The organism is Rhodococcus sp. P1Y, assembly GCF_003641205.1.
Classification (GTDB): Bacteria; Actinomycetota; Actinomycetes; order Mycobacteriales; family Mycobacteriaceae; genus Rhodococcoides.
This window is the reverse complement of sequence record NZ_CP032762.1, coordinates 3,439,390-3,452,613: the sequence shown is the minus strand read 5'-3', so window position 1 is coordinate 3,452,613 and position 13,224 is coordinate 3,439,390. Positions and strand designations below refer to the sequence as shown.

Annotated in this window: 15 protein-coding genes; 7 read left to right on the top strand and 8 right to left on the bottom strand. The window is 64.5% G+C overall.

The annotated features are described in order from the left end of the window. Positions 1-115 precede the first annotated feature (115 nt). Positions 116-814, top strand: a complete 699-nt coding sequence (locus tag D8W71_RS15990; protein ID WP_121114666.1) for an alpha/beta fold hydrolase — start codon at positions 116-118, stop codon at positions 812-814. Positions 815-842: 28 nt separating this feature from the next. Here the strand turns inward: D8W71_RS15990 and D8W71_RS15985 are convergent, their stop codons facing one another. Both D8W71_RS15985 and dut read right to left on the bottom strand, forming a co-directional pair. Further along, a complete protein-coding gene (locus D8W71_RS15985; RefSeq protein ID WP_121114664.1) occupies positions 843-1,667 on the bottom strand; it encodes a DUF3710 domain-containing protein in 825 nt (274 codons plus the stop codon). A gap of 2 nt (positions 1,668-1,669) precedes the next feature. Next, complete coding sequence (dut, locus tag D8W71_RS15980; protein WP_121114662.1) at positions 1,670-2,149, bottom strand: dUTP diphosphatase; 480 nt, start codon at positions 2,147-2,149, stop codon at positions 1,670-1,672. Positions 2,150-2,321: 172 nt separating this feature from the next. Between dut and D8W71_RS15975 the strand changes: the two genes are divergently transcribed. Further along, positions 2,322-2,858 carry a DUF3093 domain-containing protein gene (locus tag D8W71_RS15975; protein WP_121119337.1) on the top strand — a complete coding sequence of 179 codons (537 nt, stop codon included), beginning with the start codon at positions 2,322-2,324 and terminating at the stop codon, positions 2,856-2,858. A 41-nt stretch (positions 2,859-2,899) separates the two neighbouring features. On the opposite strand, the gene D8W71_RS15970 is transcribed toward D8W71_RS15975, so the two are convergent. Then, positions 2,900-3,202 carry a DUF4193 domain-containing protein gene (locus D8W71_RS15970; RefSeq protein ID WP_121119335.1) on the bottom strand — a complete coding sequence of 101 codons (303 nt, stop codon included), beginning with the start codon at positions 3,200-3,202 and terminating at the stop codon, positions 2,900-2,902. Between the two features lie 528 nt (positions 3,203-3,730). Between D8W71_RS15970 and cei the strand changes: the two genes are divergently transcribed. Further along, a complete protein-coding gene (gene cei, locus D8W71_RS15965; RefSeq protein ID WP_121119334.1) occupies positions 3,731-4,411 on the top strand; it encodes an envelope integrity protein Cei in 681 nt (226 codons plus the stop codon). A gap of 30 nt (positions 4,412-4,441) precedes the next feature. Here the strand turns inward: cei and D8W71_RS15960 are convergent, their stop codons facing one another. Next, entirely contained in the window at positions 4,442-5,365 is a 924-nt protein-coding gene (locus D8W71_RS15960) for an inositol monophosphatase family protein (protein ID WP_121114660.1), read from the bottom strand. Positions 5,366-5,553: 188 nt separating this feature from the next. Between D8W71_RS15960 and ppgK the strand changes: the two genes are divergently transcribed. Together ppgK and D8W71_RS15950 are read left to right on the top strand one after the other, a co-directional pair. Next, positions 5,554-6,357 carry a polyphosphate--glucose phosphotransferase gene (gene ppgK, locus D8W71_RS15955; protein WP_121119332.1) on the top strand — a complete coding sequence of 268 codons (804 nt, stop codon included), beginning with the start codon at positions 5,554-5,556 and terminating at the stop codon, positions 6,355-6,357. Between the two features lie 123 nt (positions 6,358-6,480). Continuing rightward, complete coding sequence (locus tag D8W71_RS15950; RefSeq protein ID WP_121114658.1) at positions 6,481-7,863, top strand: RNA polymerase sigma factor; 1,383 nt, start codon at positions 6,481-6,483, stop codon at positions 7,861-7,863. A gap of 61 nt (positions 7,864-7,924) precedes the next feature. On the opposite strand, the gene D8W71_RS15945 is transcribed toward D8W71_RS15950, so the two are convergent. Both D8W71_RS15945 and D8W71_RS15940 read right to left on the bottom strand, forming a co-directional pair. Beyond that, positions 7,925-8,254, bottom strand: a complete 330-nt coding sequence (locus D8W71_RS15945) for a DUF952 domain-containing protein (RefSeq protein ID WP_201265408.1) — start codon at positions 8,252-8,254, stop codon at positions 7,925-7,927. Between the two features lie 79 nt (positions 8,255-8,333). Continuing rightward, positions 8,334-9,266: an EamA family transporter gene (locus tag D8W71_RS15940; protein ID WP_236077458.1), complete on the bottom strand. Its 933-nt coding sequence runs from the start codon at positions 9,264-9,266 to the stop codon at positions 8,334-8,336. A gap of 241 nt (positions 9,267-9,507) precedes the next feature. Here D8W71_RS15940 and D8W71_RS15935 point away from each other — a divergent pair, with 241 nt between their 5' ends. Then, positions 9,508-9,702 carry a DUF7455 domain-containing protein gene (locus tag D8W71_RS15935; protein ID WP_121114656.1) on the top strand — a complete coding sequence of 65 codons (195 nt, stop codon included), beginning with the start codon at positions 9,508-9,510 and terminating at the stop codon, positions 9,700-9,702. 117 nt (positions 9,703-9,819) lie between these two features. Here the strand turns inward: D8W71_RS15935 and D8W71_RS15930 are convergent, their stop codons facing one another. Continuing rightward, complete coding sequence (locus tag D8W71_RS15930) at positions 9,820-11,556, bottom strand: DEAD/DEAH box helicase (RefSeq protein WP_121114654.1); 1,737 nt, start codon at positions 11,554-11,556, stop codon at positions 9,820-9,822. A gap of 215 nt (positions 11,557-11,771) precedes the next feature. On the opposite strand from D8W71_RS15930, the gene D8W71_RS15925 reads away from it, so the two are divergent. Beyond that, positions 11,772-13,001 carry a YihY/virulence factor BrkB family protein gene (locus D8W71_RS15925; RefSeq protein WP_236077457.1) on the top strand — a complete coding sequence of 410 codons (1,230 nt, stop codon included), beginning with the start codon at positions 11,772-11,774 and terminating at the stop codon, positions 12,999-13,001. On the opposite strand, the gene D8W71_RS15920 is transcribed toward D8W71_RS15925, so the two are convergent. Next, complete coding sequence (locus D8W71_RS15920; RefSeq protein WP_121114652.1) at positions 12,974-13,210, bottom strand: DUF3039 domain-containing protein; 237 nt, start codon at positions 13,208-13,210, stop codon at positions 12,974-12,976. The genes D8W71_RS15925 and D8W71_RS15920 overlap by 28 nt on opposite strands. Between the last annotated feature and the right edge of the window lie 14 nt (positions 13,211-13,224).

The following is a 13,224-nucleotide window of genomic DNA, read 5'->3' as shown; positions in this document are numbered from 1 at the left end:
ACCGTCGGCGGCAGGTACGTCCGCCACTGTAGACCTGCAGAACCCGGGCGGCCAATCGCACCTGACGAGTGACCGCGGCGAATGAGATCCGCGCCACGCGTGCACAATCTCGGAGATGAGCGAATGGGCAAAACACGCCGTCGTCCTCCCAGGGACAGGGTCCGACGCACGGTTCGTCGCCGATGCGTTCGGGCGCGCGTTGTCGGCCGTGGGCGTGGTCACCGAAGCAGTCGAGCCGGACCCCACCGGGATCGTCGCATCCTACGAGTCGGCCCTCGTTGCGGCCTTCGACGCGCACGGGCCGATCATCGTGGGCGGAGTGTCGATCGGCGCGGCCGTCGCAACCGCGTGGGCATCGAGGTTTCCCGATCGGGTGTTCGCGATCCTTGCGGCGTTACCGCCGTGGATCGGGGCTCCGGACGGCGCACCTGCGGCTGCCAGCGCCAGATACACCGCGGCGAACCTGCTCGCGTCGGGACTCGACGACACCATCGCCGCGATGACCGACTCGACCCCCGGCTGGTTGGCCGACACCCTGTCGCGATCGTGGCGCGCGCAATGGCCGGATCTACCGACAGCTCTGATCGAGGCTGCCGATTTCGTGGCGCCCGATCGCCTGTCGCTGCGGGGCGTGCGTGCGCCCACCGCCATCGTGGCGGCCGTCGACGACCCCGTGCATCCCTTCGGAATCGCGGAGATCTGGAACACGGAGATTGCCGACTCTTCGCTGGCAGCCGTCACGCTGTCCGACATCGGTCACGACCCGGGCGTTCTGGGATTTCGAGCCGTCGACGCATTGACCGGGCTCCTCTGACGAGACCGCGGACGGATACGAACTCGTTTCAGCCCCCGAGCTGCTGCATCGCAGACCCCGACGATCCACGACGCGGTCCCTGAGTGGGACCGGCGGGAGCGTCAGGGGCGGGCTGGGCCGCGGGCGCAGGCTGGGCGGCTTGCTGCACGGGCTGGGCTTGTTGCGTTGCCTGCTGTTGCTGGGCAGCGGCGAGCTGCGCAGTCAATGCGGCCGGAAGAACGACCGGTAGCGGCGTGCGAACCGGATGTGGATCGGTCCCACGATCCACCACGGTTTGGGACAGAACGTCACGGGCGATCGTGACCAGCGGTGAATCGGCGCCGACGTTGCCTGCCGGGCCTGCCAGCACGCACCGAACCATCCACCGGTAGCCGTCGACGCCGATGAAGCGCAGATCCGCGTTGGCGGTGACGCCGTGCAGTTCGCGACCCCACGGGCCGGTTTCGACCGACACCTCGGATTTGTCGTTGCGGAGGGAAGTCGCGAGATCGGCGGCCACCTCGCGCCACTGGCCGGGCGATTTCGGCGCTGCGTACGCTGCAATCGTGATTCGTCCGTACTGCGTGACGACGTGCACGGCCGATGGAGCGCCGGCCTGAGTCATCTCGACCTGCAGCTGCCCGCCTGCGGGTAGCGGTACGAGGACGGATCCGAGATCGAGTCTCGTCTCGGCGAGGGAATCGCGAGTCTCGTCCAGCTCTTCGAGGTCGAACGGCCCCTGATCCGCGTCGAGCTGCTCACGCGGCTGGTCTTCGTCGATGTTCTCCTCGACCTCAGCGGCCGGTTCTCGGTCACCGAAGAAACCATTATCGGTCTCGGGCTCGTCTGCACTCTTCTTACGACGTCCGAACATGATCAGATCTTTTCCTCTCGAATCGATTCCAGCCCGGCGTGGCCGCCGCTCGAACCGTATCCAGCGCTGCCTCGCGAAGTGTCGTCGAGCGAGGAGACCTCGACGAACGTCACCAGTTCGACGCGCTGAACCACCAGTTGCGCGATCCGATCGCCTCGGACCAGATCGATGGTCTCTCGTGGGTCGAGGTTGATCAAACACACCTTGATCTCCCCGCGATACCCGGCGTCGATGGTGCCGGGTGCGTTGACAATCGACAACCCGGACCGCGCGGCCAAACCCGACCGCGGATGAACGAGTCCTACTGTCCCGTATGGAAGTGCAACCGCGATGCCGGTTCCGACGACCAGACGCTCGAAGGGGGCAATTGAGACGTCGGCCGTGATGTGCAGATCGACGCCTGCGTCGCCGTCGTGAGCTCGCGTCGGAATCGGCAGGTCCGCGTCCAGCCTCGTGACCCGCACCTGTGGAGGGGTCGACATCATGGAACCGGCCGCCGAGGCGACGGTCGCCGGTGTGCCGCTGTTGCTAGTCGAATCGTCGCTCACGTGCTCCGAGACTACGCTGCCCCCGACCTCGGTCCTCGCGAGACTGCGGCGGTCCGCGGCAGTCCGCGCAGTGACCGACCCACTTCGACCCACTAGTCTGGTGTACGTGCCACAGGACTCACAGCGCGATCTAGAATCCGACGCCCAGCCGAACAAGACGGCTGGGCACGAACTCCGTCACTCGGAGAAACTGTGGGTTCCGCTGTGGTGGTGGCCTGCCGGGCTCGCTGTCGGTGCCCTCCTCGCCGCCGAAGTGCATATGGGCGCACCCGGACTGCGCGCGTGGCTCCCCTACCTGCTGCTGCTTCCATTTCCGATCTGGGCACTCTACTGGTTGAGCAGGCTCACGGTGGAGGTCTCCCACGGTGGTGACGGCGGCGGCGAGCTACGCGTCGGGCGTGCTCACCTGCCGCTGAACGTTATCTCCAAGGCCGCGGTCGTGCCTGGAACAGCAAAAAGTGCGGCGCTGGGAAGGCAGCTCGATCCCCTTGCCTTCGTACAACACCGCACCTGGGTCAAACAGATGGTCCTGGTAGTTCTCGACGATCCCGACGATCCCACCCCCTACTGGCTGATCAGCACCAAACGTCCGGAGGACCTGGTCGCTGCACTGGCTCGGCCCACCCCCGGAGACCGCGCCTGAGCGGTCTCGGCCTCACCGTCGTGAAACGACGTTCGTCGCTGTCAGGCCGCGCAATCCCTGCACATGAGAATGCCGTTGGCATCGCTCGCCAGCCGGCTCCGGTGATGAACCAGGAAGCAGCTGGAGCAGGTGAACTCGTCGGCCTGTTTCGGAACGACCCGAACCGATAGTTCTTCGCCGGACAGATCTGCTCCGGGAAGCTCGAACGACTCCGCCGTGTCCGACTCGTCCACGTCGACCACCGCGGACTGCGCCTCGTTTCGGCGTGCCTTCAGCTCCTCGAGAGAGTCCTCCGAAACATCGTCGGATTCTGTTCTTCTCGGTGCGTCGTAGTCGGTTGCCATTGTTCTTTCGTACCCCTCGTCCTCGTGCGTGTGTTCGGTGCAAACGTCTCGCACTCGTTTCGATGAAGCGTCGGCCGTGGAGCATGTGCCCTTCGGCAATCTCCGCGCCTCGCGCTTCACCGTTTTGCGTTCTCGCCGTCGTACTTCAGTGATCCGGCTGGTCGATCCAACGAATGGCAATGATGGAAGGTGCCCGCGAAACTACCCGGATATTGCCCGTACGACCGCGGTTGAAACCCGATCGAGACATCACCCGCCATTGCCGTCCACCACGGTTGAGTCTCACTTTCGAAACCACCGGGGCCGCCAGACAATAGCCGAGTGAAGTGACTTTGGCGAAACCGCATCGCCGAGTCGATCTCTGCCGTCTTGCAATGATGGGTGAACACCACCGATGCGCCATACATTCCATGCCTTCGCAGCGAGCACATCGAGCGGGCCAACTACAGTGAGCACGCGCGCTCGAACTGTCGACGACAGGGCAGGCTCGCGTATTCGATCCTGGCGAAGGAAAGGCGCGTCCACACCGTGGTTTCAATGATCACCGAGGGCAAATCGTTCGACGATCGAGGCCGGCCCTTTCGGCGACGCCGCGCGCTGCCGATCATGATCGTCCTGCTCGCACTGGCGCTTCTCGGGGTGTTCACCTGGATTCGGGTCTTCACCTCAGGTGAAACGCTGGCCACGACTGTCGAGTGCAACGCTCCGTCCACTGCGCCGGCGACCGACGGAACCGTCCCTGCCCCCCTCGGTGAGCGGGTCGATCCGAACGCGCTCCTCGATGTCGAGCCTGCAGCGTTGTCGGCCACGAAGGTGCGTGTGTTCAACGCCAACGGTGAGCGGGGACAGGCTGCAACCGTTGCCGCAGATCTCAGCGAGTACGGTTTCGCGAGCGCACCGGACGTGCAGGTCGGAAACGATCCGGTCTACATCGACCAGAACATGCAGTGTCAAGGCCAGATCCGCTTCGGCGCGAACGGGCAGGCCGCGGCCAGTGCGGTGTGGCTGGCCGCACCCTGCGCCGAGCTGATCCAAGACGGCCGCGCCGACGACACCGTCGATCTGGCCCTCGGAACGTATTTCAAGAACCTGCAGCCGAATGCCGACGCCGAGTCTGTGTTGCAGTCCCTCGCAGGAATCACTCAGGGTTCGACGCCCGCGCCACTCGACATCGATCTGCTCGAAGCAGCCCGAACCGCCCGCTGCTGACGCTCACCGGGTTCGATCGGGTCCGGCTCTTCAGTCGACTGGAATCGGGTCCAGTGCGCCGATGGAGGCGAGACACTCGACGAACGCAGACCCGATGCCCGGGGCTGCCGCGATGGTCACTGCTCCCTCTTTGGTGGTCGAAGCAGCGCTGGGAAGCACGACTACCGCGCCCGCTTCCTCCGCGACGAGTGAGCCTGCCGCCCAGTCCCAGGGGCTGAGACCGTGCTCGAAGTGGGCGTCGACGGCGCCGGCCGCGACCATGCAGAGGTCGAGCGCAGCCGACCCCACGCGGCGGATGTCACGAATACGCGGCAGTAGTTCGGCGATGATTCGGCCCTGCGCCGTTCGCCGTTCCGCGCCGTAACCGAACCCCGTGGCCACCAATGCAAGTGAGACGTCGCCGACCGGGTTGCACACCAGATCGACCGGTTCCCCGCCAGACTGCGTCGCGGTGGCGCCAGCGCCCCTCGCCGCGCTGTAGACGATGTCACGGGCGACGTCGACCACGACACCGGCAACGCTGACGCCGTCCACCTGCGCGGCCACCGACACCGAATATGCAGGCAAGCCGTAGAGAAAGTTCACCGTTCCGTCGATCGGGTCCAGTACCCAGCGCGTCCCCGCAACCGAATCGGTACTGCCCCCGCCTTCCTCACCCAGAATTCGGTCGTCCGGTCGGCGTTCGGCGAGCAAGGAACGCAACAGCTGTTCGGTTTCGGTGTCCACCACGGTGACCGGGTCGGTCGGTGTGCTCTTCGTCGTCACCGCGGCTCCCGTGTCCGCGGTCCCCGAGTCCGCACCCGGCCCGAACACCTCAGGTCGCCTGGTGCGTACGTGCAACGCCGCTATGGACGCGACATCGCGGGCAATCTCCGCCAACTCACGATTCCGCGCCACGGTGGCGTCATCGAAGGATCCGGCGGTCTGGGTCGGTGATATCGGCACATGCACCATCGCATCACAGGACGACGCGATGGCACCACTCGGACGATTCGTCTTCGGCCATGGCACTACCGGTTCCGCTCGTCTTCGGCCATGGCACTACCGGTTCCGCCGCCGAGCACTATTCTCTGGAGGCACGGTTTTTTGTGGGTACAGCACTTTCTGCGCACGGATTCCCCGACACCAGGAGCACACGTCACATGACACAGGCAGTTTCGGAATCGACGCCGTCGGACGCACGCCAACGCCAGGGATTCGGCGTCGACGTCGGCGGCAGCGGTATCAAAGGTGGAATCGTGGACTTGCTCACCGGCGAACTCGTCGGCGACAGATTCAAGATCGACACTCCGCAACCGTCGACCCCGGACTCGGTGGCCGCGGTTGTCGCTCAGATCGCAGCTCACTTCGAGTGGACCGGACCGGTAGGCGTCACGCTGCCCGCTGTTGTGACGAACGGGGTCGCACGATCGGCGGCGAACATCGACAAGGCATGGATCGACACCGACGCCAAGGCTCTCTTCTCGGCAGCACTCGGGCACGACCAGGTCACCGTTCTCAACGATGCCGATGCCGCGGGCGTGGCAGAGGATCGGTACGGGGCCGGTAAGGACAAGAACGGGGTTGTGGTCCTACTCACGTTCGGCACCGGCATTGGTTCGGCCGTACTGCACAACGGCGTCCTGCTACCCAACACCGAATTCGGGCACCTGGAAGTCGACGGCAAGGAAGCCGAGCACCGCGCAGCCTCCTCGGTCAAGGAGAACCAAGATCTCTCGTACAAGGAGTGGGCCAAGGAGGTCTCCAAGGTTCTCGAGACCTTCGAAGCACTTCTGTGGCCCGATCTGTTCATCGCGGGAGGTGGAATCAGCCGAAAGAGCGAGAAGTGGATTCCGCACCTGACCAACCGAACTCCGGTGGTGGCGGCCACATTGTTGAACGCGGCAGGCATCGTCGGAGCCGCTCTCGCTGCCGACACAGCAGCCGGAACGGGCCAGGCTCGGTAACAAACTCCTGACAGGTCGTTACAATGGTTGATGCCGGTCTGCACGCCGGCACAATCGACAAGACCTCTCCGCCGGAAACAACTCTGGCGTGACGCCGCACGACACCGTCACGAAAGGGCGTACGTGGCAGCCACCGATATCCGTCAGACCGTAGATTCAGCAACAGAGTCTGCGTCCCCTGCACCTGCTGCGGAGGCACCGAACGGCACGATCCGAGAGGTTGACGCTCCGCCGGTTGCGAAGACCGCGGCGCCTGCGAAGAAGGCAGCCCCCAAGAAGGCGCCTGCCAAGCGGGCGGCAGCGAAGAAGGCTCCGGCTAAGAAGGCAGCGCCCAAGAAGGGCACGGATGCGGCTCCCGCGGGCGACGACACCGACGCCACTCCCGGAATCGACGAGATCGACGTTTCAGACGGCGATATCGCCGCTGCCGCCAGCGACGTCGTCGAGGTCGTCGCTGCTGGCGACGACACCGAAGAAGACGCAACCTCGGAGCCCACTGCCGAGGACAAGGCGTCGGGCGACTTCGTGTGGGACGAGGAAGAGTCGGAGGCTCTACGCCAAGCACGCAAAGACGCAGAGCTCACGGCGTCGGCCGACTCCGTCCGCGCGTACCTGAAGCAGATCGGCAAGGTCGCGCTCCTCAACGCAGAAGAGGAAGTGGAGCTGGCCAAGCGGATCGAGGCCGGACTGTTCGCCACCGAGAAGATGCGCGAGTTGGCCGAGAAGGGCGAAAAACTCCCGGTCGCTGCTCGCCGCGACTTCACCTGGATCTGCCGCGACGGCAACCGCGCCAAGAACCACCTGCTCGAGGCCAACCTGCGACTCGTCGTGTCGCTCGCCAAGCGGTACACCGGCCGTGGCATGGCGTTCCTGGACCTCATCCAGGAAGGCAACCTCGGTTTGATCCGTGCGGTCGAGAAGTTCGACTACACCAAGGGTTACAAGTTCTCCACGTACGCAACCTGGTGGATTCGTCAGGCCATCACACGCGCCATGGCCGACCAGGCACGCACCATCCGCATCCCCGTCCACATGGTCGAGGTCATCAACAAGCTCGGGCGCATCCAGCGCGAACTGCTCCAGGATCTCGGCCGAGAGCCGACGCCGGAAGAGCTCGCCAAAGAGATGGACATCACGCCGGAGAAGGTGCTGGAAATCCAGCAGTACGCGCGTGAGCCGATCTCTCTCGACCAGACCATCGGCGACGAAGGCGACAGCCAACTCGGTGACTTCATCGAGGATTCCGAAGCGGTCGTCGCTGTCGACGCCGTGTCCTTCACACTGCTGCAAGACCAGTTGCAGTCGGTATTGGAAACCCTGTCCGAGCGCGAAGCCGGCGTGGTGCGACTTCGGTTCGGCCTCACGGATGGACAGCCCCGCACGCTCGACGAAATCGGCCAGGTCTACGGCGTGACGCGTGAACGTATCCGCCAGATCGAGTCCAAGACGATGTCCAAGCTGCGCCACCCGTCGCGTTCGCAGGTTCTGCGCGACTACCTGGACTAAAACGCTCGTGTAACGACTGACGGAGCCGCCGCCCTGCACTGGGCAGCGGCTCCGTCGGTCGTTACAGGTCAGGACGTCCGAATCGGCCGGTGTCGTCTGGAACGTAGTTCACGACGCCGGTCACCGCTGCGGTCGGCAGGGGGCCGTACAGATGAGGAAACACCATCGACTCGGGATCTCCTGGCACGCCCGGCTCCCAGCGGACCGGCGATCCCAGCCGGCCCGAATCGACGACAAGTAGTACCAGGTCTTCGCGGCCGGGGAACAACCGATTCGCAGGCAGATGGACCTGTTCGACAGTGGATAGGTGGACGAACCCGACTTCGGACAGGGATGCAGGGGTCAGCTCGGTGGACGATCGGACCGACAACCAGTCCCGGACGGTACACATGTGCAACAGAACGTCTGCGGATTCACTCACGATGAGGGATTGTGCCAGGGCGGGAATCGTCACGGGGGCGGAGATCGTGTCACGGCGGGGGCGCGATGTCGGACTGCGCCCGGAGTGCACCGTCGCGTCCTGAGGTCCCACCGATCACCACCGCCGCGATGACGGCGAGAATACCGATTCCCTCGGCGACCGAGGGAAGCTGCGACAGAACGACGGCGCCCACAACTGTTGCGGTGGTCGGAAGCAAGGCCAGCAACAGAGCGAAACGCGCACGCCCGATGCGGGCCAGTACTACTTGGTCGAGTACGTACGGAACAACACTGGAGAGCAGCCCAACTCCGAGTCCGAGCATCCACACTCGCGGCTCAAGGAACACGCCGGCATCGGCCGACAGGACCGGCCCGATCAACGCGGGAGCGAGTATCACCGACGCTCCAGCCATTCCTACCGCGAGATCGTCGATTCCGTTGCCTGCATCGGCAATTCGCTTGCCCAGCAGGATGTACGCAGCCCAGAGCGCTGCGGAGGCCACGGCGAAGGCGACACCTGGGAGTCCAACGGCGCTGCCGCCGAATTGGTCACCTGCGATCGCCAGCACTCCGAGGACGACGAGGCAGAGCGCTATCTTGTCTCGGACTCGGGACGAGCCTGCCGCAGCTACAGCGACGGGGCCGAGAAACTCGATGGCCACCGCCGCGCCGAGGGGAATCCTGGCGATAGCCTCGTAGAACACCACGTTCATTCCGACTGTCACAAGCCCGAACAGCGTGGCGACCATCACCTTCCGGCGGGTCCATCGGCCCGTGCCCGCGCCACGTGTCCAGGGCCTGCGCCACGCGAGCAGTAACACACCGGCCCCGAGCGCCCGCAGCCATGCGACCGCAGCCGGGTCGAGAGTGTCGAACAGGAACACGCCGAGGGCGGCTCCTACGTACTGGCATACTCCGCCCACCACGAACAGCGCTGGGATGCCCAGGCGTGTGGCGGCTCGGGACGATGCGCCTGGTGTCACTGCTCGACCCTAGTCGGCGACAGACGCGGTACCGAAATCAGCTGTAAGCGAACGCCGCGAGGCGCCAAACGTGCTGCCAGCAGGTTTCTTCACGTTTCCTGTTAGTGACAACACAAAGAAACACCTTCGGGAACAACACGTGGCCGCCAATCGTCTGAAAGAGTGTACGGACCGCGCCATACCGACGCGGCGGACCGGCCCCAGGCAATCGGGTGACACCGAAAGCCAGTACGGAGGAGTCATGCCCGGAACATTGACCAGCCCACAGTTGACAGCTGCCGACCGGTGCGACCGGTGCGGAGCAGGGGCTCGTGCACGTGTTGTGCTCTCGACCGGCGGAGAACTGTTGTTCTGCGGTCACCACGCCAAAGAGCACGAAGATCGGTTGCGCGAAGTGAACGCAACGGTGATGACCGAATCGGACTCTGCGGTGTAGTCGGCTCGCTCGCTCGGGTGGCCTCGGCGACCCGTCTCGAACGTCTGAAAACTCGAAAAGCTCTACCGAAGATCGGGCGCCCACACACGGTGGGTGCCCGATCTTCGTTGCGTGGGCCTACATCGTGCGCAGCTGCGTGATTCGCTCACTCAGCTGGTCGGCCGTGGCCATGGCGGTGGGAGGACCACCGCACACCCTACGCAAATCGCCGTGAATGACTCCGTGCGGCTTTCCAGTGCGGTGGTGGTACACCGCGACCAAGCTGTTGAGTTCGCGGCGCAGGGAGGCCAACTGACCCGCAGTCGATACACGCTCGGACGCGGCGGGCGGCGGCACTGCCGGAGTCGGAGCCGCCGGCTTCTCCAATTGCTCCTGTTGGCGCTGCCGCAACAGATCGCGCATTTGCTTCGCATCCAGCAGCCCAGGAAGTCCGAGATAGTCGGCTTCCTCGTCGCTACCGGAGAATGTCGCAGTGCCGAAGGACGAACCGTCGTAGATGACCTGGTCCAGTTCTGCATCGGCGCCGAGCGAGGTGTACGCCTTCTCGTCCTCGCCCAGCTCGTCCTTCTGCTTGTTCGCATCCGCCAACAGATCGTCGTCGAGACCGTCCTTCTCGCGGTGCGGCTTGCCGAGAATGTGGTCGCGTTGCGCCTCCAGCTGACTGGCGAGATCGAGCAGGACCGGTACCGACGGCAGGAACACGCTCGCAGTTTCGCCGGGACGCCGCGAACGAACGAAACGTCCGATCGCCTGAGCGAAATACAGTGGAGTCGACGCGCTCGTCGCATACACACCGACAGCCAAACGTGGCACGTCGACACCCTCGGACACCATCCGGACCGCAACCATCCATTTCTGGTCGCTCTTGCCGAATTCGGCGATGCGAGCAGACGATGTGGGGTCGTCGGACAGCACGATGCACGGGGTTTCGCCAGTGATCACTTCGATGAGCTTGGCGTACGCGCGTGCAACCGTCTGATCGGTAGCGATGACCAAAGCACCGGCGTCCGGCATGCCGCCGGCGCGCAGCTGACCGAGCCGGGTGTTCGCGGCGAGCAACACCGCGGGCATCCAGTCACCCTGAGGGTCGAGCGCCGTACGCCACGCTCGCGCGGTCTGTTCGGCCGACAGAGGCTCGCCGAGACGGGCGGTGAACTCCTCCCCCGCATTGTCGCGCCACCGTGCCTCTCCTGAGTACGCGAGAAACACGACTGGACGAACGACGCCGTCGGCGAGCGCGTCGGAGTATCCGTAGGAATGGTCGGCGCGCGAGCGCATCAGCCCTTCGTCGTCCGGCTCGTAGTTGACGAACGGGATGGGACTGTCGTCACTCCGGAACGGTGTACCCGTCAGGGCCAGGCGACGCGTCGCGTCGCCGAATGCTTCCCGGATCCCCTCGCCCCAACTCTTCGCATCACCACCGTGGTGGATCTCGTCGAGGATGACGAGCGTCTTCCTCGCCTCGGTTCGGACGCGATGCCGGAACGGGTGCGACGCAATCTGCGCATAGGTCACCACGACGCCGTGATAGTCGCTCGACGTCTGCCCTGTCGAGTTCGAGAACCGCGAGTCGAGCGCGATCCCCACACGTGCTGCGGCTTCGGCCCACTGATGTTTCAGGTGTTCGGTCGGCGCGACGACGGTTACCTGGTCGACGGTGCGATGCGCGAGCAGTTCGGACGCCACACGCAGGGCGAACGTCGTCTTTCCTGCTCCTGGCGTCGCGACGGCGAGAAAATCCTTCGGCGAGGCGACCAGGTACTTGGTGAGGGCCCTTCTCTGCCACGCGCGCAGCGGCGCGCCCCCTACCGCGGCGGTAGTGGTGTCGGTCGATCGGTCTGTCGTGTCGGTCATGTCAGCGCTCACTGGCCGCCGGTTCCTGGCATCGATGAAAATTCCTCGCGCTCTCGCCTAGCCCTGCAGTGTCCGCCGTGGAGCCTATCGCTCCGTACCGACGGATTCTGCATCGGAAGAGGTGTGAGCATCGCGACCCGCGGGCGACACGCCGAAGGCTGCACCGAGGGGTGCAACGAGCGCACGTGAGGTCCGTCAGGAATGCTGGAGGAACCATGAGCGAAACTGCTGGCGCACCGGAGAAGTTGTCACGCCGACGACCCCTGCGGCTCGTATGGGTTGTGACACTCCGCACTCTCGTCAAGGCGTGGGACGACTCGATCTTCAGTAAGTCCGCGACAGCAGCGTTCTGGCAAACACTGTCTTTGCCTCCCTTACTGCTCGGGGTCCTGGGCAGTCTCGGTTTCGTCGCCGGATGGTTCGGCCCGAATACGATCGACATCATCGAGTCCAAGATCATCACCTTCAGCAGCACCGTGTTCAGCGACAGTGTCGTGGACGGCATCATCTCCCCGACCGTGAAGGACATCCTGCTTCAGGGTCGGGGAGAGGTCGTCTCTGCCGGGTTCGTTCTGTCACTGTGGGCAGGATCGTCTGCGATCTCCACGTTCGTCGACTCGATCGTGGAGGCCCATGGACAGCAAGATGCCCGAAACCCTGTGTGGCAGCGCATCTTCGCGCTGTTGTTGTACGTCGCGTTTCTGATATTGGCCGTGTTCGTGCTGCCGCTCGTGGCACTCGGTCCGACATATGTGCAGGCACTGCTGCCGGACTCGTGGTTCGAGATCGGCAGCGAACTCATCGACATCCTGTACTACCCCGCGGTGGGTGTCTTGCTCATCGCCGGGCTGACAACGCTCTACAAGGTGGCTCTGCACACCTCGCTGCCGTGGCATCGGTTGCTCGGCGGAGCACTGCTGGCAGGCGTGTTCTTCATGATCGCCAGCGCCGTGCTCAGGTTCTATCTGACGTGGGTCACCGGGACCGGATACACATACGGCGCGCTTGCGACGCCGATTGCCTTCCTGCTGTTCACGTTCTTTCTCGGTTTCGCCGTCGTGCTGGGTGCAGAGTTCAACGCAACGGTTCAGGAGTTCTTTCCGGCTCGCGCAACCCGAATCGAGCAGATGAAGGAATGGCTTGCGGCTCAGGCCGCGTACGAGGAGTCCGGCGCTGTGTCCGCGGTCGCATGGAGACTCGCGACGGGGCCGATCCGGTTGTCGGGCGACCGTTCGAGGTCCTCACGCGAACCGGACGACGATACAAGGCCCACCGACACCAGGCCCACCGACACCAGGCCCACCGACACTTCGAAGCCGAGCGCTACGTCGATGCCCGCCGATACACCGAAGTCCGCCGACGCCCCGAGTTCCGATTCGGTCGAGACGGGGGACATCGCGCATCCGCGGGCTCGTCGTCAGTCGCCCTTCTTCAAGCCTTCGTAGACCTTCTTGCAGTCCGGGCACACAGGAGAGCCCGGCTTGGCCGACTTCGTGACAGGAAACACTTCACCGCACAGTGCGACCACGTGGGTTCCCATGACCGCGCTTTCGGCGATCTTGTTCTTCTTCACATAGTGAAAAAACTTAGGCCTGTCGTCGTCGGTGGTCTCGTCGGGCGCAATTTCGGGGCGATCCTTGGTCTGAGTGCTCATGCCTCGATTATTCC

Coding starts and splice junctions, on each gene's coding strand:
- dut (WP_121114662.1), bottom strand. CDS start 2,149: ATGTCGACCCCTCCACAGGTGCGGGTCACGAGGCTGGACGCGGACCTG.
- D8W71_RS15945 (WP_201265408.1), bottom strand. CDS start 8,254: ATGTGTACCGTCCGGGACTGGTTGTCGGTCCGATCGTCCACCGAGCTG.
- D8W71_RS15985 (WP_121114664.1), bottom strand. CDS start 1,667: ATGTTCGGACGTCGTAAGAAGAGTGCAGACGAGCCCGAGACCGATAAT.
- D8W71_RS15960 (WP_121114660.1), bottom strand. CDS start 5,365: ATGGTGCATGTGCCGATATCACCGACCCAGACCGCCGGATCCTTCGAT.
- D8W71_RS15920 (WP_121114652.1), bottom strand. CDS start 13,210: ATGAGCACTCAGACCAAGGATCGCCCCGAAATTGCGCCCGACGAGACC.
- D8W71_RS15930 (WP_121114654.1), bottom strand. CDS start 11,556: ATGACCGACACGACAGACCGATCGACCGACACCACTACCGCCGCGGTA.
- D8W71_RS15990 (WP_121114666.1), top strand. CDS start 116: ATGAGCGAATGGGCAAAACACGCCGTCGTCCTCCCAGGGACAGGGTCC.
- D8W71_RS15935 (WP_121114656.1), top strand. CDS start 9,508: ATGCCCGGAACATTGACCAGCCCACAGTTGACAGCTGCCGACCGGTGC.
- D8W71_RS15925 (WP_236077457.1), top strand. CDS start 11,772: ATGAGCGAAACTGCTGGCGCACCGGAGAAGTTGTCACGCCGACGACCC.
- ppgK (WP_121119332.1), top strand. CDS start 5,554: ATGACACAGGCAGTTTCGGAATCGACGCCGTCGGACGCACGCCAACGC.
- D8W71_RS15970 (WP_121119335.1), bottom strand. CDS start 3,202: ATGGCAACCGACTACGACGCACCGAGAAGAACAGAATCCGACGATGTT.